We start from the raw sequence: 21,317 nt of genomic DNA on the forward strand, positions 1-21,317 counted from the left end.
AATGACAGGGGTTTGTGGAGAGTTGTCGAGGGGCGGGATGTGCGAGTGGCGTACATCCGCCACGCGGGGACATACGCCACAGGAGAGAAATCGCCCTCAATCGGGGCGATTCACTAGGTGATTGTTAGTTGTCCTTTGTACGGGCGTAGTGGCGCGAGGCCTTGGCCCGGTTGCCGCAGACGGCCATCGAGCACCACCGACGCGTGCCGTTCCGCGAGGTGTCGAAGAAGTGCAGGATGCACGCCTCGTGCGCACAGGCGCGGATCCGGTCCGGCGCGGTGCGCAGCAGGTCCAGGTAGTCGCGGGCGGCGGTCCAGGCGGGTCCCCAGGCGGGGTCGCGGAACTCGGGCTGCTCGCCCGGGCCGTCGACGGTGAGCGTGGCGCGGATCCGGCCGTGGCCGAGGACCGCGTCGAGGCGCTCGGTGGCGGCGGGGTCGCCGGGCCGCTCGACCAGCCCGTTCAGCGCGTCGCGGGCCGCCAGGGTGTGCCGGAGCGTCGTGGCGTCGGCGGCGAAGCGGTCGTCGAGCCCGTTGGCCGCGAGCCAGATCGCCAGGCCGGCCGGGTCGGCGAGCAGGTCCTGCCGCACGCCCTCCTGCATCCACCGGGTGTTGAGCAGGTCCAGGGAGACGGGCTCGCCGGTGAGCGGGCGGGGGTCGGAGACGGTCACGGCGGACTCCTTGCTGCCATTGCTAACCCCTGAAGCGTACGTGACCGGTTGCACATTCTGCGATCTAACCTCTAAAGTCGAATTAAGAGGTTAGCCCGGAGGGGGTTGGCCACGCACCGAGGGGACAGTCATGTCTGCGATCGGCACGCTGCGCACGGGGCACATCGGGATCAATGTCACCGACCTGGAGCGCTCGCTCGGCTTCTACGGCGACGTCCTCGGCTTCGAGGTGCTCGGCGAGGGCAAGGAGGAGGGCCGGCGCTACGCCTTCCTGGGCCAGGGCGGCACGCTCGTCGTCACGCTGTGGCAGCAGGCGGAGGCCGCGTACGACGCGACCCGCGCGGGGCTGCACCACCTGGCCTTCGAGGCCGAGTCGATCGACCGCGTCCGCGACGCCGAGGCGGCCCTGAAGGCCCGCGACGTCTCCTTCGCGTACGAGGGCGTGGTCGCCCACCGCGAGGGCGCGTCCTCGGGCGGCATCTTCTTCCACGACCCCGACGGCACCCGCCTGGAGATCTACGCCCCGACAGGCGCGGAAGAAGCCCCCACCCCGAACGACTCAGCCCCGACCTGCGGCTTCTTCTAAAGAAGGCCGGGGCTCCGCCCTCGGCCGCACCCGCTCCGCCAGCCGCGGGCACCCCGCCCGTCCCACCCTGCTGTGCGCGGTCGTTCCGCAGGGCGGAACGGGTGGGCACGGCGCACGAACGCGCTCACCGCGCCAAGGGCCCGTACCCCGCCCCCCCGCCCCCCGCACCCCGACCCCCCGGACCCGCAGACGAAAGGGACCCCATGAACACCGTGGACGCGTACAACCCCGGCTCCCTGGCCGTCCAGGCGCGGGTCGGGGTCCGCGACCTCGCCGACCACGTAGGCCGCTCCATAGGCGCCGGCATCAAACCGGTCGCCGCCGCCTTCCTGGAGCTCCAGCCGATGCTGGTGCTGGGCGCCGCAGCCCAAGACGGCCACGTCTGGAGCTCCCTCCTCACCGGCGCCCCCGGCTTCGTCAAAGCCACCGGCCCCACCCGCATCTCCATCGCCGGCGGCGTCCCACCCGGCGACCCCCTGGAAGCCGCCTTCGACACCGCCACCCCCATCGGCACCCTCGCCCTGGACCCCCGCACCCGCCGCCGCATGCGCCTCAACGGCACCGCCCTCCCCAGTCACCGCGGCCTCGCCGTAGAGGCCGAGCAGGTCTTCGCCAACTGCCCGAAGTACCTCCAGAAGCGCGAGCTGTACGGGGCCGAGCCCGGCGCCCGTGCCGGTGCCGCGCGGCGCGGCCGGGCCCTCAGCCCCGACCAGGAGCGGTTCGTCCGCGCCGCCGACACCTTCTTCGTCGCCACCTCCGCGCCGGACGGCGTCGACGCCAGCCACCGCGGCGGCTTTCCCGGATTCGTCCGGGTCGTCTCGCCGACCGAGCTGAGCTGGCTGGACTATCCGGGCAACTCGATGTTCCTGACCCTCGGCAATCTGGAGGCCGACGGCCGCGCGGGGCTGCTCTTCCTCGACTGGAGCACCGGCGACACGCTCCAGGTCTCGGGCGCCGCCCGTACCGAGTTCGGTCCGGAGGGCCGGGCCACTTACCTTAGAATTCAACAAATTGTCGAAACGGAGGGGGCGAGTCCGCTGCGCTGGTCGGCGCCCGACTACTCGCCGGCCAACCCTCCCCTGGACGAAGGAGCGCAATGGTGACGCAGACGGCCGAGGCGGAGGCCCCCGCAGACGTCCAGGCGGACGCCCCCGCAGACGCCCAGGCGGGGGCCCCCGCACCCGAGGCGGCCATACCCCGCCCCAGCCGGCTCGCCCGGATCTCCCGCATCGCCGCCGCCGGCCCCCCGCGCCCCCGCCCCCGTACGATCCTCGCCGCCACGGCCCTGAGCACGCTCGCGTTGCTCTGCCTCGTCGGCCTCGGCGGCGTGGTCCACCACCCGCTGCTCATCCCGCCGCTCGCCGCCAGCATGGCGCTCGTGGCCGGCGCGCCCGACCTGCCGCTCTCCCAGCCCCGCTCGGTCGTCGGCGGTCAGCTCCTCTCCGCGCTCACCGGCTTCGCCGTGCTCGCCGTCGCCGGCCCCGGCCTGTGGAGCGCGGCGGTCGCGGGCGGTCTGGCCCTCGGGGTGATGATGCTGGCCCGCACCCCGCACTCGCCGGCCGCCGCCACCGCGGTGATCGTCGCGCTCCAGGGCCCGCCGTTCTGGACCTTCACCGGCCTGCTCGCCCTGGCCTGCGCCGTCCTGGTGGCGGCGGGCGTCCTGGGCGCGCGCCTCACCGGCCGCGGCTATCCGGCCTACTGGTGACGGCGCCCACCCCCTAATCTCGCTCCATGGTTCAGGAGTTGAGGGTGGCGGCCTACGCCGTGTGTGTACGCGACGACCAGATCCTGCTGGCCCGCTGGGTGGCGGGGGACGGGGTCAAGCAGTGGACGCTGCCCGGCGGCGGCATGGATCACGGCGAGGACCTGCTCGACACCGTGGTGCGCGAGGTGGAGGAGGAAACCGGCCATCTCGTCGAGGCGACCCGGCTGCTCGGCGTCGACACCATACGCCGCCGCTGGTCGCGCCGATTCGGCGCGGCCGCCGACTGGCAGGGCGTGCGCATCGTCTACGAATGCCGGCTCACCGGCGGCGAACTGCGCAACGAGATCGGCGGCTCCACCGACCTCGCCGCCTGGTTCCCGCTCGACGAGGTCGCCGGGCTCGACCGCGTGGAACTCGTCGACACGGGCCTCGCGTTGTGGCGCGAGCGGCCCCCGCTCGGCAGGCTCGTGCGGAACGGCTGAAAGCCGCTCAACCCCACCGCACGGCTCAACGCCGCACAACCCGGCGGAGTCCTGCTCCACGACCACACAGTCGACGAGCAGGGGAGCTCGCACATGTCCGTACGCACGGTCCGCCCGGTCCGCCCGGTCCGCACGGCGCTCGCGGCGGCGACGGTCGTCGCCGCCCTCACCGCCACCGCCCTCGCGCCCGCTTCGGCCCTCGCCGCCGAGCGGGACGCCGACCGGGCCGCCCGGCCCGACCACACCGCGACGCAGCAGGCCCTGGAGGCGCAGGTCGCCGCCGGGGTGCCCGGCGCGGTGGCGCAGGCCCGTGTCGGCCGCGCCTCGTGGACCGGCACGGCCGGCGAGCGCAGGGGCAACCAGCGCTTCCGGGTCGGGTCCATCACCAAGACCTTCGTCTCCACCGTTCTGCTCCAGCTCCAGGCCGAGGGCCGGCTCGACCTCGACGACCCGGTGGAGAAGCATCTGCCCGGCGTCGTGCGCGGCAACGGCCACGACGGGCGGAAGATCACCGTCCGTCAGCTTCTCAACCACACCAGCGGCATCAACAGCTACACCGAGGACGCCGACTTCGTGGCGAAGGTCTTCGGCCCCGGTTTCTTCACGCACCGCTACGACACCTGGACGCCCGAGCAGCTCGTCGCGATAGCCATGACCCACAAGCCGGACTTCGAACCCGGCACGTCCTGGAACTACTCCAACACCAACTTCGTCCTGGCCGGCATGGTCGTCGAGAAGGTCACCGGCCGTCCGTACGGCAAGGCGGTCGAGCGGCGCATCCTCAAGCCGCTCAAGCTGCGCGCCACCAGTGTCCCCGGCACGTCCCCGGCCATGCCGAAGCCCAGCGGCCGGGCGTACTCCACGCTCTCCCGGGACCCGAACGCCCCGGTCCACGACGTCACCGAGCTCAACCCCAGCCTCGCCGGCGCGGCGGGCGAGATGATCTCCGACTCCAACGACCTGCAGACCTTCTACCGCGCCCTGCTCAAGGGCCGGCTGCTGCCGCCCGCGGAACTGAAGGAAATGACCACGACCGTCCCGGTCTCACCGGACTTCCCCGACTACAGCTACGGCCTCGGGCTGTCCCGGCAGAAGCTCAGCTGCGGCAAGGAGGTCTGGGGCCACGGCGGCGGCATCCACGGCTCCTCGTCCCAGGCCCAGGTCACCCGGGACGGCGAGCACTCCGTCGCGCTCAACCTGAACGCCGACTGGACGGGCGACGCCGAGGCGGTCCTGGAGGCCGAGTTCTGCGGCAAGCTCCCTGCGAAGAGCCTCGCGAAGCCCTCCGCGAAGACCCCCGAGCAGGCCCCGGCAGCGGCGTCTCGGGCGACGCTCCGGTAGCCGTTCAGCGCGGCAGGACGACGACGTAGGCGGCCGGGTCGCGGTCCGTCGCGGCCATCAGCGCCGTACGGACCACGGTCGCCTGCTGCTCCATCGCGTCCCGCAGCTTGCGCGGGGTGATGTGGACGACGGTGATGCCGAGCCGCTCCAGGACCTCCCGCTTGCGGGTGTACTCGGACCACAGCGCGTCGTCGTCCTGCCGCGGCGAGCGCGTGTCGAGCTCCACGGCGACCGCCTGGTCCGGCCAGTACGCGTCGAGGCCGCCGAGGTGCGGGCCGCCGGCCAGCCGCAGGTCCACGTTCCACAGGGGGTCGGGCAGCGCGAAGGACCGCACCATCTCGTACAGCCGGTCCTCCGCGATCGCCCGGCCCTCGGCGAGCAGCGAGTCCACCGCGTCCACGACGTGCGGCCGGGACAGCAGCCGCGCCCGGTTCAACTCCCGTACCACCGCACCCGGTTCGCAGTGCCCGCCGCGCACCGCCTCGGTGAGCAACCGGCGTACGACCCCGGCGTCGGTGAGAGTGTCGACCGCGTCGGCGAGCGCCCGGGAGACCGGCGCGACCGGCATCCCGTCGATCTGCACCGGCTCGGGCGGCTCCGCCTCGCGCACCACCCGGACCTGCCCGGTGGACCGCAGCCGGCGGATGCGCGGGACCAGGACGTCGATCCGGTCGACCATGGCGGGCGGGGGAGCGGAGGCGAAGCGGTGCAGGGCGAGCGCGGCGAGACCGGTGATCATCGCCTCGGGGCCCTGCTCCGGAACGGACCCGCGGCGGCGCGCGTGATGGAGAGCCTCCCGGAGCCGGTCGTCGCCGGAACGGGGAAGCGGGCGGGGGGAGATGGGGGTGTTGTGGTTCATGCCGGGGGTCTTCCGCCGTCCGAACCCCAATTAACCGCTGTTACACACTCGTCGACATTCAGGGACAAGCCTGCCCTAAAGTACGCGCGTTCGACGACCGAAGGGCGCGACGCCGTTCGAGTGACGCCGCGCCCTCCACACGGCCTAGGCCGCTCCGTCGCAGGCCTGCGCCCGCAGCGCGCGGGCCAGGTCGTCGCGCGCCTCCAGGACGAGCCGGCGCAGCGCCGGGGCCGCCGAGGCGTGCGCGGCGAGCCAGTCGTCCGTCGCCGCGAGCGTCTCCGGGGAGTCCTGCAGCCCCGGGTACAGGCCGCGGACCACGTCCATGCCGATCTGGATCGACCGGTCCGCCCAGACCCGCTCGATCACCTCGAAGTACTTCGCCGCGTACGGCGCGATCAGCTGCCGCTGCGAGGACTGCACGAAGCCCGCGATCGTGGCCTCCACCAGCGCGTTCGACAGCGCGTCGGACTCCACGACCGTCGCCCACGCCTGCGCCTTGACCGCCTCGGACGGCCGCGCCGCCAGGCAGCGCACCGAGTGCCGCTTGCCCGTCGCCGTGTCGTCGCGGGACAGCTCGGCGGCGATCCGCTCCTCGTCCGCCCGGCCGTGCGCGGCCAGCGGGCCGAGCAGCGCCCAGCGCAACTCCTGGTCGACGTCGAGACCGTCGATCTTCGCGGTGCCGTCGAGCAGCCCCTCCACGAGCTGGAAGTCGGCGTCCGACTCGGCGGTCGCGGCGAAGAACCGCGCCCAGGTCAGCTGCTGCTCGCTGCCCGGTGCGGCGAGCCGCAGTTCGCGCAGCCCGCCCTCGGCGAGCAGCCGGCCGCCCTCCTCGCGCCAGGCGGGGGCCGCGTAGTGGGTGAGCGCCGACTGCGCCCAGGCGTGCACCATCTGGAGCACGCCGATGTCGGTCTCGCGGCCGGCGAAGTCCAGCGCGATCGCGACGAAGTCCCGGGCCGGCATGAGCGCGTCCCGCGTCAGGTTCCACAGCGCCGACCAGCACAGCGCCCGCGCCAGGGGGTCGGTGATGTCGCCGAGGTGCGCCCGCAGGGTGGCCAGCGAGCCCTCGTCGAAGCGGATCTTGCAGTACGTGAGGTCGTCGTCGTTGACCAGGACCAGGTCCGGCTTCTCCGCGCCGGCCAGCTCGGTGACGACCGTCCGCGCGCCCGTGATGTCCGCCTCTGCCCGCGCGTACCGCACCAGCTCGCCCGCCGGATTCAGCCGGTAGAGACCCACCGCCGCCCGGTGCGGCCGCAGCTCATCGCCGTCCTGGACGACGGCCAGCTCGGTGATCCGGTCCTCCGCGTCGTACGTGACGACCGGCGTCAGCGCGTTGACCCCGGAGGTCTGCAGCCAGGACTTCGCCCAGGCCTTCATGTCCCGGCCGGAGGTCTCCTCCAGGACGGTCAGCAGGTCCGCGAGGCGGGTGTTCCCGTACGCGTGCCGCTTGAAGTAGCGCCGCGCGCCCTCCAGGAACGCGTCCCTGCCCGCGTACGCCACCAGCTGCTTCAGCACCGACGCGCCCTTGGCGTACGTGATGCCGTCGAAGTTGAGCTTGGCGTCCTCCAGGTCACGGATGTCGGCCGTGATCGGGTGGGTGGACGGCAGCTGGTCGGCCCGGTACGCCCACGACTTGCGGTTGTTGGCGAAGGTGACCCAGCTGTTGGTGAAGCGGGTCGCCTCGGCCAGCGAGAACGAGCCCATGAAGTCCGCGAAGGACTCCTTCAGCCACAGGTCGTCCCACCAGACCATGGTGACCAGGTCGCCGAACCACATGTGCGCCATCTCGTGCAGGATGACGTTCGCCCGGCGCTCGTACGCCGCCTGCGTGACCTTGCCCCGGTAGATGTACTCCTCGCGGAAGGTCACCATGCCCGGGTTCTCCATCGCGCCGAGGTTGTACTCGGGGACGAAGGCCTGGTCGTACTTCCCGAAGGGGTACGGGTAGTCGAAGTTGTCGTGGAAGAAGTCGAAGCCCTGCTTGGTGATCAGGAAGACGTCGTCCGCGTCGAAGTGCTTGGCGAGGCCCTTGCGGCACATCGCGCCGAGCGGGATCTCGAGGTCCCCGCGCTTGTACGTGTCCGTGACGTAGTGGTACGGACCGGCCACCACACACGTGATGTACGTCGAGATCGGCGCGGTCTCCGCGAACCGCCACACCCCGTCCGGGCCCTGCTCGCCCACGCCGTTCGACCAGACCGTCCAGCCCTCGGGCGCGGTCACCTCGAAGCGGTACGGGGCCTTCAGGTCGGGCTGCTCGAAGTTCGCGTACACCCGGCGGGCGTCGGCCGGCTCGTACTGCGTGTAGAGGTAGACCTCGCCGTCCTCCGGGTCGACGAAGCGGTGCAGGCCCTCGCCGGTCCGGCTGTACGCGCACTGCGCGTCCACCACCAGCACGTTCTCGTCCGCGAGCCCGTCCAGCGCGATCCGCGCCCCGTCGAAGACCGTCGCCGGGTCGAGCGACCGCCCGTTGAGGGTGACCGAGGTGACGGCGGGGGCGACCAGGTCGACGAAGGTGGCCGAGCCGGTCCCGGTCCGCCGGAAGCGGATCGTCGTCACCGAGCGGAAGGTGCGCACCCCTTCCCCGGACTCTCCGACCGCCGAGCGCAGGTCGAGGGCGACCTCGTACCCGTCGACGGACAGCAGCTCGGCCCGCTCACGGGCCTCGTCGCGGGACAGATTCTCACCGGGCACGGTCACTCCTTCGTGGCTCGTTGGTCAGCAGCGATCCTGCCATGTGCGGCTGACGCCCGACACTCCGGGAATGCGCCCGCCAGGAGGTGACGTTGCCCCCGGTGGCACTTACGCATTCATTCAAGAGGAGTGACATGTCCGAGAGCAGGACCATCGCCGACTTCTGGTTCGACCCGCTGTGCCCGTGGGCCTGGATGACCTCCCGCTGGATGCTCGAGGTGGAGCAGGTCCGCCCGGTGGACGTGCGGTGGAAGGTGATGAGCCTGGCAGTCCTCAACGAGGACAAGCTGGACGAGGTGCCGGAGCAGTACCGCGACCTGCTCGCCAACAAGGCCTGGGGCCCGGTCCGCGTGGTGACGGCGGCCAAGGAGCTGCACGGCGACGAGTACGTCGGCAAGCTCTACACGGCGCTCGGCACCCGCTTCCACAACAACGGCGAGGCTCCGACGAAGGAGACCATAGTCGGCGCCCTGGAGGAGGTCGGCCTGCCGGTCGAGCTCGCCGAGTACGCGGACCAGGACGTGTACGACACCCTGCTGCGCGCCTCCCACAAGGAGGGCATCGACAAGGTCGGCCAGGACGTCGGCACCCCGGTCATCGCGGTGCCCGGCCCGGACGGCGACGAGGTCGCGTTCTTCGGCCCGGTCGTCACCCCGACCCCGCGCGGCGAGTCGGCGGCGCGACTGTGGGACGGCACGCTCCTGGTGGCCTCGACGCCCGGCTTCTACGAGATCAAGCGCACGCGGACGTCGGCGCCGAGCTTCGAGTAGTCCGGCTCCGCATGCAGACGGCCCCCGCGATTCTCCCCCAAAGCTGCCTTTGGGGGTGCCCCCAGTCATCGCGGGGGCCGTCCTCTTTGCCGCCTGCCCGGTGAAGGTTGAGAAGACGATCACGAGCAGGACGTTCTTCAGATGCTGATGAGCGGGACGCTGGCCTTGGCCGCCTGGTAGCGCTGGTGCACGTCCTGCCAGTTGACGACCTGCCACATGGCCTCGATGAAGTCCACTTTTTGGTTCTTGTACTGCAGATAGAAGGCGTGCTCCCAGGCGTCGAAGACCAGGATCGGGACCGAGCCCTGGCCGACGTTGCCCTGGTGGTCGTAGACCTGCTCGACGATCAGCCGGCCGCTGATGGGCTCGTACGCGAGGACGCCCCAGCCGGAGCCCTGGGTGGTCGCGGAGGCCTTGGTCAGCTGGGTCTTGAACTTGGCGAACGAGCCGAACGACTCGCTGATCGCGTCGGCGAGCTCGCCGACCCCGTCGGCGGCCAGCGGCTCGCCGCCGCCGCCGTCCTTCGGACTGTCCATGTTGTTCCAGTAGATGCTGTGCAGGACGTGGCCGGACAGGTGGAAAGCCAGGTTCTTCTCCAGGCCGTTGATCGCTCCCCACTGCTCCTTGTCGCGGGCCTCCTCCAGCTGTTCCAGGGTGTCGTTCGCGCCCTTGACGTACGCCGCGTGGTGCTTGTCGTGGTGCAGCTCGATGATCTGCGGATTGATCACCGGCTCCAGCGCCGCGTAGTCGTACGGAAGCTCCGGAAGTGTGTAGATCGCCATGCCGAGCCCTCCCACTGCTTATTGCACATCTTATGCAAGTGCAGATTAGCAGCAAGAAGATCACGGGGTCGCGGAGGCCGCGCAGACCGCCGAGAACGCCGGAACCCCCGGACCGCTTCGAAGCGGTCCGGGGGTTCCGGGGGGTCGATCGGGTGCGGAGCGTCAGGCGTCCTGGCGCACACCCTCCGTCTTCGCCGCCGCCTTCTGGCGGACGAGGCCGATGACGGCGAGCGCCACGGTCATCGCGCCCGTCGCGTAGAGCTGCACGCGGGTGCCCTCCTCGCGGGCCATCAGGAAGAAGATGACCGCCATGCCGGCCAGGGCGACCCAGGTGAGGACCGGGTAGGCCCACATCCGCACGACCAGCTTCTCGGGCGCCTCGCGCTCGAGGCGGCGGCGCAGCACCAGCTGCGAGGCCGCGATGAAGATCCAGACGACCAGGATCACGCCGCCGATCATGTTGAGCAGCCACGGGAAGATGGTCTCGGGGGACCAGTAGTTGAGGCCCACGCAGACGAAGCCGAAGAAGCAGGACGCGAGCACGGCCGGACGCGGCACACCGCTGGAGACCGTGCCGAGCAGCTTCGGGCCGAGGCCGCGCTTGACCAGCGAGAAGGCGATGCGCGAGGAGCCGTAGATGTTCGCGTTCATCGCGGACAGCAGGGCGATCAGCACCACGATGTTCATGATCTGGCCGGCGGCCGGAATGCCCAGGTGGTCGAGCGCGGCGACGTACGGGCCCTTCTCGGTGACCGCCTTGTCGTTCCACGGGACGAGCGTGACGACGACGGCCATCGAGCCGACGTAGAACACCGCCACGCGCCACATCGCGGTCCGCACGGCCTTCGCGACGCCCTTGACGGGGTCCTCGGACTCGGCGGCGGCGATGGTGACGGTCTCCATGCCGCCGTACGAGAACACCGAGGCGAGCAGGCCGATGACCAGGCCCTCGCTGCCGTTCGGCAGGAACCCGCCCTGACCGAACAGGTTGGTCGTGCCGGGGGAGTCGGTGCCGGGCAGGATGCCCAGGACAGCGAGCACGCCGAGGCCCAGGAAGAGCGCGATCGCGCCGACCTTGAGCGCGGCGAACCAGAACTCGAACTCGCCGAAGTTCTTCACGGCCGCCAGGTTGGTGCCGGCGAAGATCAGCATGAAGAGGGCGACCCACGCCCACTCCGGGGTGCCGGGCAGCCAGCCGGTGACGATCTTCGCGGCGCCGATGCCTTCCAGGCCTACGGCGACGCTGAGCAGCACCCAGAACGCCCAGCCGGCGGTGAATCCGGCCCAGGAGCCGAAGGCCCGCTCCGCGTGGGAGGAGAACGAGCCGGAGGACGGGTAGGCGGCCGACATCTCGCCGAGCATGCGCATCACGAGCATGACGAGCAGGCCGGAGATTGCGTAGGCGACCACGATCGACGGGCCGGCGGCGGCGATGCCGGCGCCGGAGCCGACGAAGAGGCCGGCGCCGATGACGCCGCCGAGGGCGATCATCGACAGATGGCGCTGCTTGAGGCCGTGGGAGAGGGTCGCCGAGTCGTCCGTGCGGTCGACGGGCGGCGCGGGCGCGGTGGTCCGGGACATGAACCTGCCCTGTTCAGAGGATGAGACGGGGGGACGCGCCACAGTCTGTGGGGGTGCACCGCTCATAGGGAACGGATGTCCGCTATACGGGCACGAGCTTCACGCAACGTGAAGATCCGGTGTCGTTTCGTACGCGCCGGTAGCCTGCCCGGGCCCGCTCGCCGGGTTCAGGAGCGGCGACGATCCCTCAACTCCCGTACGCCCGCGACCAACAGGACCGCCCCCGTTGCCGCGCCCGACCACAGCACCTGCGGGCGCGCCGCGTCGTCGGTCAGCATCAGGAGCAGGACGGCGACCATGGCGGCCAGCGCCGTCCAGGTCAGCCACGGGAAGCCCCACATCCGCAGCGTCAGCGTCTCGGGCGCCTCGCGCTCGATGCGGCGGCGCAGTCGCAGCTGCGAGACCGCGATCAGGCCCCAGACGAACAGGAGCACCGCGCCGACGGAGTTGAGGAGATAGAGGAAGACCGAGTCCGGCCACTTGAGATTGAGCAGTACGGAGACGAAGCCGAAGGCCACCGAGGCGAGCACCGCCCGGCGCGGCACTCCCCCACTCTCGGCTTCGCTCGAGCGGGGGGACCCCCATCCGCCCGTGATCCGCAGCAGCCCCTTGGGCGCCTCCCCCCGCTCGGCGAGGGAGAAGATCATCCGGGACGAGCCGTACAGGTTCGCGTTGAGCGCCGAGAGCAGTGCCACGAAGACCACGACGTTCATGATCTGGCCGGCCCCCGGGACCCCGATCGCGTCGAGGGCGGCGACGTACGGGGACTCGCCCGGCTTCATCGAGGTCCACGGCAGCAGCGTCACGATCACCAGCATCGAGCCGACATAGAAGAAGAGGATGCGCCACACCGCGCTGCGCACCGCGCGGGCCACGTTGCGCGCCGGGTCGTCCGACTCGGCCGCCGCGATCGTGACGACCTCCAGGCCGCCGAAGGCGAAGACCACCGCCAGGACGCCGGAGATCACACCCTCCCCGCCGTGCGGCAGAAAGCCGCCCTGCCCGGTCAGGTTCGTCAGGCCCACCGGGTCCCCGGAGGAAGTCGACGCCGTGGGCAGCCAGCCGACGATCGCCAGCACGCCCAGGACGAGGAAGAGGACGATCGCGCCGACCTTGAGCGCGGCGAACCAGAACTCGAACTCGCCGAAGTTCTTCACCGCCGCGAGGTTCGCCCCGGTGAACACCAGCATGAAGATCAGCACCCAGGCCCACTGCGGCACCCCGGGCGCCCAGCCGTTCGCGATCCGCGCCGCGCCGGTGGCCTCCACCGCGAGGACGACCACCAGCAGGAACCAGTACAGCCAGCCGACCGAGAACCCGGCCCAGCGGCCCAGCGCCCGCTCGGCGTGCACGGAGAACGCGCCCGAGGCCGGCATCGCCGCCGACATCTCGCCGAGCATCCGCATGACCAGCATCGCGAGCGCGCCCGCGATCAGGTACGAGAGCACGATGCCCGGCCCGGCGACCGCGATGCCCGCGCCGGAGCCGACGAACAGCCCCGCTCCGATGACCCCGCCCAGCCCCAGCATCGTCAGATGACGTTGCTTCAGCCCGTGGGAGAGCGGCTCGGTTTCGGCGGTCAGGGGGGACGGCGGGGCGTCGTGCATGCGGCGGCTCGTGCTCTCGGGGGCTCATGGCGATTTATGGAGACCCCACAGTCTCTCCGCTCCACCACCCTTGGCGCAAAAAGGACCTCATGGCGGGAGTTCCCCGTGACGAGCGTCACGTGGCGGGAGGCATGATCGGCCGCCTTTGTGTGATCTCCACCAAGCCCTCACCCGTCGCTTTGTCGGCGGCTGACCGTGATCGGGCGCTCACCCCTCGACTACGGTCGAGCTGGCCCACCCGACCCCTCGCCCCGCGGAGTACCGATGAGCACCGCCGTCGCCCCCGTCCGTTCCCTCCGCCCCGGAAAGGTCCTCGCCGACCTGCTGCCGGCAGCAGGTCTCACCCGCGAGATCGCGCTGGTCGTCGGCGGCGCCGCGCTCACCGGCCTCGCCGCCCAGATCTCCGTCCCGGTCCCCGGCTCCCCGGTCCCGGTCTCCGGCCAGACCTTCGCCGCCCTGCTGGTCGGCACCGCCTTCGGCGCCCGCCGCGGCTTCCTGGCGCTCGCGCTCTACGCGGTCGCCGGCATGGCGGGCGTGCCGTGGTTCGCCCAGGCGTCCTCGGGCTACGCGATGCCGTCCTTCGGCTACATCCTCGGCATGATGCTCGCCGCCACCGTCGTCGGCGCCCTCGCCCGCCGCGGCGCCGACCGCTCGGTGCTGCGCACGGCGGGCGCGATGGCGCTCGGCTCCGCGATCGTCTACGCGGTCGGCGTGCCGTACCTGGCCCTCGCCACCGGCATGACCTTCGGCCAGGCGGTCGCGGCCGGCCTCACCCCGTTCCTGATCGGCGACGCCCTCAAGGCCGCGCTCGCCATGGGCCTGCTGCCCACCGCCTGGAAGCTGGTCGGCCGCAAGGGCTGACCGCTCACCGCCTTCCGAAGAGGTTCGCCGGGTCGAGTTCCGTCTCGACCGCGGCGAGCCTCTTTCGCGTCCCGGGGCCGAACAGGCCCTGGACACGGAAAGGCTCTCCGTTCCCGAGGCGATCGGTGTACGGAGAGCCTTCCGTGGATACCTGACAGCTTCCGTCAGGTAGGGATTCAGACCTGCTCGATCTCCGAGCGCTTGGCGAACTTGTCCTTGACGAGCCCGATCGCGAGCACGAGCCCGGCCACGAGCAGCGAGAGCACGACCTGCTCACGGTTGCTGCCGCCGTCGTAGACCATGAAGCCGAGGACGAAGACGATCATGGCGGCGGTCGCCCACGTCAGGTACGGGAAGAGCCACATCTTCACGACGAGCTTCTCCGGCGACTCGCGCAGGATGATCTTGCGCATCCGCAGCTGGGTCAGGCAGATGACCAGCCAGACGAAGAGCGCCACCGCACCCGAGGAGTTCAGCAGGAAGGCGAAGACGTCGTCCGGCCGCCAGTAGTTGAAGAAGACCGCCACGAAGCCGAAGACCACAGAGGCGAGGATCGCCGCGACCGGGACGCCGCGCTTGTTGGCGCGGGCGAAGGCCTTCGGCGCGTCACCGCGCTGGCCGAGCGAGAAGGCCATGCGGGAGGCCGTGTACAGGCCCGAGTTGAGGCAGGACAGCACGGCGGTGAGCACGATGACGTTCATGACCTGGCCGGCGTGCGGGATGCCGATCGAGTCGAGGGCGGCGACGTACGAGCCCTTCTCGACGATCGACTTGTCGTTCCACGGCAGCAGCGTCAGGACGACGAAGATCGAGCCCAGGTAGAAGACGCCGATCCGCCAGATCACGCTGTTGGTCGCCTTGGTCACGGCGCGCTGCGGGTCCTCGGACTCGCCCGCGGCCAGGGTGACGATCTCGCTGCCCATGAAGGAGAACACGACCATCAGCACGCCGGTGAGGATCGCGCCCGCGCCCATCGGGAGGAATCCCCCGGCGTCGCTGAGATGCGCGAAGCCCGCGCCCGGGTTGTCCGAGCCCGGCAGCACGCCGAAGACGGCGAGCAGACCGACCACCACGAAGGCGGCGATCGCGACGACCTTGATGCCGGCGAACCAGAACTCGAACTCGCCGTACGAGGCGACCGAGCCGAGGTTGGTGGCGGTCAGCACGACCATCACGATCAGCGCCCAGGCCCACTGCGGCACGGCCGGGACCCAGCTCTCCAGGATGACCGCGCCCGCGGTCGCCTCGACGGCCAGCACCACGACCCAGAAGAACCAGTACAGCCAGCCGATGGTGAAGCCCGCCCAGCGGCCGAGCGCCTGGTCGGCGTAGGCGGAGAAGGAGCCCGAGGACGGCCGTGCGGCAGCCATCTCGCCGAGCATCCGCATCACGAAGACGACCATCGCGCCGACGAGTGCGTACGAGAGAAGGATTGCGGGGCCGGCTGCGGCGATGCCGGAGCCGGAGCCGACGAACAGGCCGGCGCCGATGACGCCGCCAATGGCGATCATCGAGAGGTGGCGGTTCTTGAGGCCGGCCTTGAGACCGTCGGAATGCTGGGAATCACCGGTGGATCCGGTGCTTCCGCCTTCCTTCGTAAGGGTCGGTTGCGTGTTCATCGACGCTTCCTTGGGTGAGGGGAGGGGCTCGGGTCGCGAGCCCGAGAATGGAACACCGAGTCCGGGGCAATTCGGAAGGGCTGACTCCGGATCGTTATCGGAGGGGGGTCCTGATCCGGACACCCCGCGGACCCGCCCGACCGGGCCCGACCCCGCTGACCGCTACCCCGCTCCCGCCGTGCCACACTCGGAGCCATGCGCGTGTACCTCGGCTCCGACCATGCCGGCTTCGAACTCAAGAACCACCTCGTCGAGTGGCTCACGGCCCACGGCCACGAGCCCGTCGACTGCGGACCCCACATCTACGACGCCCTGGACGACTACCCGCCGTTCTGCCTGCGCGCCGCCGAGAAGACGGCCGCGGACCCGGACAGCCTCGGCGTCGTCATCGGCGGCTCCGGCAACGGCGAGCAGATCGCCGCGAACAAGGTGAAGGGGGTGCGCGCGGCCCTCGCCTGGAGCAACCAGACCGCCGCCCTCGGCCGCGAGCACAACAACGCCAACGTCGTCGCCATCGGCGGCCGCATGCACACCCAGGACGAGGCGACCACCTTCGTCGAGGTCTTCCTCAAGACCCCGTACTCGGGTGACGAGCGCCACACCCGCCGCATCGAGATGCTGGCGGCGTACGAGGCCACCGGCGAGCTCCCGCCCATCCCGGCCCACCACCCGCAGGAGCCGACCGCCTGATGCCCGAAGGGCACACCATCCACCGACTGGCCGCCGACCACCGGGAACGGTTCGGCGGCCGGTCCGTGCGGGTGACCAGCCCGCAGGGCCGGTTCGCCGACTCGGCGGCGCTGCTCGACGGCGGCGTCCTGGAGGACGTCGACGCCCACGGCAAGCACCTCTTCCTCGGCTTCGCCGGGCGCGGCTGGGTCCACATCCACCTCGGCCTGTTCGGCAAGGTGAACTTCGGCGCCGCCCCCGCCGCGCCGCCTGCCGACACGGTCCGGCTGCGGCTCGCGCACCCCGAGGCGTACGTGGACCTGCGCGGCCCCACGACCTGCGCGCTGATCACGGACGCCGAGAAGCAGGCGATACACGACCGGCTCGGCCCCGACCCGCTGCGCGCCGGCGAGGACCCGGACCGCGCGTGGCGACGCGTCTCCCGCAGCCGTACGACCGTGGCCGCGCTGCTCATGGACCAGAAGGTCGTCGCGGGCGTCGGCAACGTCTACCGCGCCGAGGTCCTGTTCCGGCACGGCATCGACCCGTACCGCGCGGGCAAGGACCTCACCCGACGCGAATGGGACGCGATCTGGGCGGACCTGGTGGCCCTGATGCGCGAGGGCGTCCGCCTGAACCGCATCGACACGGTCCGCCCCGAACACACCCCCGAGGCGATGGGCCGCCCCCCAAGGGTCGACGACCACGGCGGCGAGGTCTACGTCTACCGCCGAGCGACGATGCCGTGCCACATCTGCGACACGGAGATCCGCACAGCAGACCTGTCCAACCGCAACCTCTTCTGGTGCCCCGGCTGCCAGACCAGGTGAGCAGGGCGGGCCGGCGCCCGCCCGCTTCACCGTTGTGGGCAGCTAGAACCCGTGCGGCAGCCACGGCGCCACGGGCCACCCGAAGGCGACGGACGCCTCCGTCGACGCGCCCGCCCGCAGCTCGCGCACGCGCCCGGCCGCGGCCAGCGACGCAAGGCTCACGCCCCCCAGATACACGGCCCCCAACTCCCGCACGGACAGCGCGAGATCCGCCGCCTCCTCCGTCCGCACACACGTCGCACCCGTCGCGTCCCCGGTGAGCCGCCACCGCCCCGCATTCCAAGGACAGAACGCGTCCGCGACCTCGAGCACCACATCCACCGGCGCCTGATACGCCCGCGCCGCCAGCGCCGCCCCCACATCCACCAGCCGCACATGCAGCACGTCCCGCAGCGTCGGCTCGCAGCGCCGGATGTCGCTGACCAAGTGCTGCCAGGCGTCGTCCACCGGCCGGCTGTGGATCCGTACCGACGACGTCAGGTCGATCGAGCAGAGGAACCGCCACAGCGCCCCTGCCGCCGCCGGGTCCAGCGCCCCCACGTCCTTCACGGCCACCGAGCCCTGCGCACCCGCGGTGCTCCACTCCGGCTTGATCGCGTACCGCGCGTACCCGACGACCTCCCCGTCCCGCTCCGCGAGCACGCACTGCAGCGGCGACGCCCCGCCCCGCTCGCCCGCCGGGTCCAGCAGCCCCAGGGCCTCCCAGCCGGGCTGCCGCGCGAGCATCCCGGGCCGGGCCGGTACCAGCCGCGCGTACACCGCCTCGCACGCCGCGGCCGCCTTCGCCGGGTCGGCCTGCCGCAGCACCACGTCGTCCGCGCCCGCCGGCACGATCAGCCGCACCCGGGTCTTGTCGATCGTCGCGCGCGTCGCGTACGTGCCGACGCCGTAGCCGAAGCGTCCGTAGATCACCGGCTCCGAGGCGGTCAGCACGGCCAGTGGCTCGCCCCACGCCCGTACGTCGTCGAGCTGACGTCGCATCATCGAGGTGAGGATCCCGCGTCGCCGGTGCGTCGCGGCCACGCTCACCATCGTGACGCCCGCCGTCGGGACGAGCGCCCCGCCCGGGACGCTCAACTTGAAGGAGAAGGCTCCCGCCGTGCCGACGGCGCGCTCGCCGTCCCAGACGCCCATGAACCGGTCGAACTCGGTCAACTCCCGCCAGAGCGCGCGCTCCTCGGCGGCCTCCGGGACGCCGCCGAACGCGAGCTCCAGGTTCCCGTACCAGTCGTCCCATTCGCTCGGGTCGAGCACCCGCAATTCCGTGGTCATATGCCATCGATATCAGCGGCCGCCCTCACCCGGCGACCCGATTTCACGTGTGATGTCTGAGGGGTCCCCCTGCACGAGGTCCGATCGGGTGGATAGGGTCCAGGCCAATGGGAAGTCGCGCGGGAGTGGATTCGCACGCGGCCCGGCTGCGCAGGAGCGCACACCGGGCCCGCATCGGCCTGCGCAAGTCCGGCGTCGACTACTTCCGGGGCGAGGGCTCCGACTGGGTGGCGTTCGCGGGGCTGCTGCTGGTCATTCCGGCGATCACCCTCGGCACGCTCGCCAACCCCGTCTGGTGCGCGCCCGCCGCCCTCGTCCTGCCGATCGTGGCCGGCGGACTGCTGCTGCGGCCCGCCAGCCTGCTCGGTCTGTACGCGGCGGCCGCCGGCGCGCTGATCGTCGAGTCGCTGGTGCTCGGCCCGTACCCGCATGCCCCCGCCGCGGTCACGCCGGGAACGGTCCTGGTGGTCGCCGCGTGCGGACTGTTCGGCCTGCTCATCGCCCAGTTCCGGGCGCGGGTCGGGGTCCCCTGGCGGCGCGGCGGCACCATGCTCTTCGACCTGCGCGAACGCATCCGGGTGCAGAGCTCCCTGCCCCGGCTGCCCAAGGGCTGGCACCGCGAGATGGCGCTCCGCCCGGCCGGCGGCCAGTCCTTCTCCGGCGACTTCGTCGTCGCCGCCCGGACGAACGGCGGCCGCACCCTGGAGGTCCTGCTCACGGACGTCTCCGGCAAGGGCATGGACGCGGGCTCCCGCGCGCTGCTGCTCTCCGGCGCGTTCGGCGGCCTGCTCGGCTCGCTGCCCCCGCACGGCTTCCTGCCCGCCGCCAACGGCTACCTGCTGCGGCAGGACTGGGACGAGGGGTTCGCGACCTCCATCCACCTCGTCCTCGACCTGGAGTCCGGCGACTACGAGCTCCTGTCGGCCGGCCACCTGCCGGCGCTCCAGCTGCACGCGGGCAGCGGGCGCTGGGAGGAGAAGACCGGCGAGGGCCCGCTGCTCGGCGTCTACGACGGCGCCGAGTTCCACCCGGTCAAGGGCTCGCTGCGCCCCGGCGACGTGCTGATGCTCTTCACCGACGGCCTGGTGGAGGCCTCCGGCCGCGACATCGCCGAGGGCATCGACCGACTGACCGGCGAGGCCGACCGCTACGTCGCCTCCGGCTTCGAGGGCGCCGCCTGGCACCTCATCGAGGCCTGCGCCAAGGACGTCAACGACGACCGCGCGCTGCTGCTCATCAGCCGCACGGGCTGAGCGCGCGAGCCCTGCCGTACAGTCCCCCGCATGGCGCACCTCACGCTCCCCGAGATCGAGGCCCTCGCCCGCGCGGCCCACGAGGGCCAGACGGACAAGGCGGGACGCCCGTACGCCGAGCACCTCCAGGCCGTCGCCGACGGCGTACGGGCGCGGGGCGGCAGCGACGAGCAGATCGCCGCGGCCTGGCTGCACGACGCGGTGGAGGACGACGCGCTCTCCGCAGACTGGCTGCGCGACGCCCAACTCCCGCAGCCCGTCAAGGACATGGTCCTCGCACTCACGAAACGCCCCGGCGAGCCCCCGGAGTCGTACGCCGGACGCGTCCTGGCGGTCCCCGGCGCGCTCCTGGTCAAGGAGTCCGACCTCGCCCACAACGCCGACCCGGCCCGGCTCGCCGTCCTCGACGCCCCCACCCGCCGCCGACTGACCGAGAAGTACGCCCGCATGCGCGCCCTCCTGGGCCTCCCGGCGGCCGAACGGAACGATCAAGCCTAATTCCCGCGCTCCGACGCCCGGATATCGCCGAAGTGGCCCGATCCGTACGTCCACGATTCGTCACCGGGGGACCAACAGGCCGTGGTTGGTGGCACGATGGGGGGAGCGGGGGCGCCTGAGTCGTGTGTCCCCCGGCCGGCTAGGCGGACCGACCAGGGGTGTGATCAGTTGTGGTCCTTTCACTGTCTGTGGTGCTTCTTTTGGGCATCGTCCTCGTCGTACTAGTCCGAGGCGGCTCGCTCAAAGCAGGCCCCGCCGTCGTGGCCGCCCTCTTCGGCTTCTTTCTCGCCTCCACCGGCATGGCGGACGACATCCAGCGCTTCCTCGACTCGATAGCGCAGACGATCAACTCGATCAAGTTCTAGCCGGACTGCTTCTTCGCGGCGGAACGCTTCGCGGCGGAGCGCTTCGTGGCCCTGCCCCTGCCGGCGCTCGCCTTGGGCGGCGCCGTAGGGGCAGGCGCGATCGACCACTTGAACTCGAGCTCCAGTTCGATCTCCCCGTCCCCGACCTCCACCTCGATCTCGCTACGGAGGTCGTCGGGGATCCGCATGCTCAGGGTCACGGGGGCGAGCTCGAACTCGGCCTCCCCGCCCTCGCGCAGCGCCTTCGCGAGCGCCTCCAGCTGATCGGCCGCCTCGAGCCGGGACAGCGCGCGCTTCTGCTCGAACTTGAGGTCCGACATACCGGTCTCCGATCCCTCGGGCACTACGAAGAGTCGCTACCGCCCATTCTCGCGCCCCACGCCGGACCGGCCACCGCAACGCATCAGGGCCAGGTCGGAGGATGATCCTCCGACCTGGCCCTGAGCCATGTGGAGCGGGCGACGGGAATCGAACCCGCGTAGCTAGTTTGGAAGACTAGGGCTCTACCATTGAGCTACGCCCGCATGCGTCGCGCCGCAGGTCACGAGGGCCGCGGCACGGGCGCCATCCTAGCGGGTTCCGGGGCGTCGTCGCACGCCCCTTTCATCGGGGGCGTCGGACGGTCTCCGGGCATGTACCCTACGTGTCGCACCGACGGGGTGTGGCGCAGCTTGGTAGCGCGTCCGCTTTGGGAGCGGAAGGCCGTGGGTTCAAATCCCGCCACCCCGACCACCAGGGACTCCCGTGGTCGCCCTGCGCAACCAAGATCGCGTTGTGGGGCGCGTCCGGCTTGCGGTTACTATGCAGGCTACGTGCCCGTGTGTCTTTCTGACCGGGCCGATCGGCCGGAACCGCCACCAAGCGGAACCGGCCGCATCC

21 protein-coding genes and 2 tRNA genes are annotated in these 21,317 nt (G+C 71.4%); 13 read left to right on the forward strand and 10 right to left on the reverse strand.

The window, feature by feature from the left end:
* Positions 1-124 precede the first annotated feature (124 nt).
* Entirely contained in the window at positions 125-667 is a 543-nt protein-coding gene (locus VIU94_RS08730; protein ID WP_331909317.1) for a CGNR zinc finger domain-containing protein, read from the reverse strand.
* A gap of 130 nt (positions 668-797) precedes the next feature.
* Here VIU94_RS08730 and VIU94_RS08735 point away from each other — a divergent pair, with 130 nt between their 5' ends.
* The 5 genes from VIU94_RS08735 (at position 798) to VIU94_RS08755 (ending at position 4,781) form a co-directional block, all read left to right on the forward strand.
* Positions 798-1,253 carry a VOC family protein gene (locus VIU94_RS08735; RefSeq protein ID WP_331909319.1) on the forward strand — a complete coding sequence of 152 codons (456 nt, stop codon included), beginning with the start codon at positions 798-800 and terminating at the stop codon, positions 1,251-1,253.
* 203 nt (positions 1,254-1,456) lie between these two features.
* Entirely contained in the window at positions 1,457-2,356 is a 900-nt protein-coding gene (locus VIU94_RS08740; protein WP_414720911.1) for a pyridoxamine 5'-phosphate oxidase family protein, read from the forward strand.
* Positions 2,350-2,958 (forward strand): HPP family protein, encoded by a 609-nt coding sequence (locus tag VIU94_RS08745; protein WP_331909321.1) that lies wholly within the window; start codon positions 2,350-2,352, stop codon positions 2,956-2,958. The genes VIU94_RS08740 and VIU94_RS08745 overlap by 7 nt, the downstream gene beginning before the upstream one ends.
* 26 nt (positions 2,959-2,984) lie before the next feature.
* Entirely contained in the window at positions 2,985-3,440 is a 456-nt protein-coding gene (locus VIU94_RS08750) for an NUDIX hydrolase (RefSeq protein WP_331909323.1), read from the forward strand.
* Between the two features lie 93 nt (positions 3,441-3,533).
* Complete coding sequence (locus tag VIU94_RS08755) at positions 3,534-4,781, forward strand: serine hydrolase domain-containing protein (RefSeq protein WP_331909325.1); 1,248 nt, start codon at positions 3,534-3,536, stop codon at positions 4,779-4,781.
* 4 nt (positions 4,782-4,785) lie between these two features.
* Here the strand turns inward: VIU94_RS08755 and VIU94_RS08760 are convergent, their stop codons facing one another.
* Complete coding sequence (locus VIU94_RS08760) at positions 4,786-5,640, reverse strand: hypothetical protein (RefSeq protein WP_331909327.1); 855 nt, start codon at positions 5,638-5,640, stop codon at positions 4,786-4,788.
* A 144-nt stretch (positions 5,641-5,784) separates the two neighbouring features.
* Positions 5,785-8,331, reverse strand: coding sequence for an aminopeptidase N (pepN, locus tag VIU94_RS08765; protein WP_331909329.1), 2,547 nt, complete (start codon positions 8,329-8,331; stop codon positions 5,785-5,787).
* A 134-nt stretch (positions 8,332-8,465) separates the two neighbouring features.
* Here pepN and VIU94_RS08770 point away from each other — a divergent pair, with 134 nt between their 5' ends.
* Positions 8,466-9,101 (forward strand): mycothiol-dependent nitroreductase Rv2466c family protein, encoded by a 636-nt coding sequence (locus tag VIU94_RS08770; RefSeq protein ID WP_331909331.1) that lies wholly within the window; start codon positions 8,466-8,468, stop codon positions 9,099-9,101.
* A gap of 137 nt (positions 9,102-9,238) precedes the next feature.
* On the opposite strand, the gene VIU94_RS08775 is transcribed toward VIU94_RS08770, so the two are convergent.
* From VIU94_RS08775 to VIU94_RS08785, 3 genes are all read right to left on the reverse strand, one after another.
* On the reverse strand, positions 9,239-9,883 hold the full coding sequence (locus tag VIU94_RS08775; protein ID WP_331909333.1) for a superoxide dismutase: 645 nt from the start codon (positions 9,881-9,883) through the stop codon (positions 9,239-9,241).
* Positions 9,884-10,045: 162 nt separating this feature from the next.
* Positions 10,046-11,464, reverse strand: a complete 1,419-nt coding sequence (locus VIU94_RS08780; RefSeq protein WP_331909335.1) for an amino acid permease — start codon at positions 11,462-11,464, stop codon at positions 10,046-10,048.
* Positions 11,465-11,631: 167 nt separating this feature from the next.
* Positions 11,632-13,071, reverse strand: coding sequence for an amino acid permease (locus VIU94_RS08785; protein WP_331909337.1), 1,440 nt, complete (start codon positions 13,069-13,071; stop codon positions 11,632-11,634).
* Between the two features lie 264 nt (positions 13,072-13,335).
* On the opposite strand from VIU94_RS08785, the gene VIU94_RS08790 reads away from it, so the two are divergent.
* Positions 13,336-13,932 carry a biotin transporter BioY gene (locus VIU94_RS08790; RefSeq protein ID WP_331909339.1) on the forward strand — a complete coding sequence of 199 codons (597 nt, stop codon included), beginning with the start codon at positions 13,336-13,338 and terminating at the stop codon, positions 13,930-13,932.
* Positions 13,933-14,108: 176 nt separating this feature from the next.
* Here VIU94_RS08790 and VIU94_RS08795 read toward each other — a convergent pair whose 3' ends face one another.
* On the reverse strand, positions 14,109-15,551 hold the full coding sequence (locus VIU94_RS08795) for an amino acid permease (protein WP_331909341.1): 1,443 nt from the start codon (positions 15,549-15,551) through the stop codon (positions 14,109-14,111).
* Positions 15,552-15,746: 195 nt separating this feature from the next.
* Between VIU94_RS08795 and VIU94_RS08800 the strand changes: the two genes are divergently transcribed.
* Positions 15,747-16,241: a ribose-5-phosphate isomerase gene (locus VIU94_RS08800; RefSeq protein ID WP_331909343.1), complete on the forward strand. Its 495-nt coding sequence runs from the start codon at positions 15,747-15,749 to the stop codon at positions 16,239-16,241.
* Positions 16,241-17,050 carry an Fpg/Nei family DNA glycosylase gene (locus tag VIU94_RS08805; protein ID WP_331909345.1) on the forward strand — a complete coding sequence of 270 codons (810 nt, stop codon included), beginning with the start codon at positions 16,241-16,243 and terminating at the stop codon, positions 17,048-17,050. Before VIU94_RS08800 ends, VIU94_RS08805 begins: the two co-directional genes overlap by 1 nt.
* A gap of 42 nt (positions 17,051-17,092) precedes the next feature.
* On the opposite strand, the gene VIU94_RS08810 is transcribed toward VIU94_RS08805, so the two are convergent.
* Positions 17,093-18,322 carry a GNAT family N-acetyltransferase gene (locus tag VIU94_RS08810; RefSeq protein ID WP_331909347.1) on the reverse strand — a complete coding sequence of 410 codons (1,230 nt, stop codon included), beginning with the start codon at positions 18,320-18,322 and terminating at the stop codon, positions 17,093-17,095.
* 107 nt (positions 18,323-18,429) lie between these two features.
* Here VIU94_RS08810 and VIU94_RS08815 point away from each other — a divergent pair, with 107 nt between their 5' ends.
* From VIU94_RS08815 to VIU94_RS08825, 3 genes are all read left to right on the forward strand, one after another.
* Positions 18,430-19,575 carry a SpoIIE family protein phosphatase gene (locus VIU94_RS08815; RefSeq protein WP_331909349.1) on the forward strand — a complete coding sequence of 382 codons (1,146 nt, stop codon included), beginning with the start codon at positions 18,430-18,432 and terminating at the stop codon, positions 19,573-19,575.
* A gap of 30 nt (positions 19,576-19,605) precedes the next feature.
* A complete protein-coding gene (locus VIU94_RS08820; protein WP_331909351.1) occupies positions 19,606-20,073 on the forward strand; it encodes an HD domain-containing protein in 468 nt (155 codons plus the stop codon).
* Positions 20,074-20,243: 170 nt separating this feature from the next.
* Positions 20,244-20,438: a hypothetical protein gene (locus VIU94_RS08825; protein ID WP_318106822.1), complete on the forward strand. Its 195-nt coding sequence runs from the start codon at positions 20,244-20,246 to the stop codon at positions 20,436-20,438.
* Here VIU94_RS08825 and VIU94_RS08830 read toward each other — a convergent pair.
* Positions 20,435-20,758 carry an amphi-Trp domain-containing protein gene (locus tag VIU94_RS08830; protein ID WP_331909353.1) on the reverse strand — a complete coding sequence of 108 codons (324 nt, stop codon included), beginning with the start codon at positions 20,756-20,758 and terminating at the stop codon, positions 20,435-20,437. The two genes, VIU94_RS08825 and VIU94_RS08830, sit on opposite strands and share 4 nt — an antisense overlap.
* 130 nt (positions 20,759-20,888) lie before the next feature.
* Positions 20,889-20,962, reverse strand: a tRNA-Gly gene (locus tag VIU94_RS08835).
* A 131-nt stretch (positions 20,963-21,093) separates the two neighbouring features.
* Here VIU94_RS08835 and VIU94_RS08840 point away from each other — a divergent pair.
* Positions 21,094-21,170 (forward strand) — tRNA-Pro (locus VIU94_RS08840).
* Positions 21,171-21,317 lie beyond the last annotated feature (147 nt).

Origin of the sequence: Streptomyces sp. (assembly GCF_036566765.1) — a bacterium.
Lineage (GTDB): Bacteria > Actinomycetota > Actinomycetes > Streptomycetales > Streptomycetaceae > Streptomyces.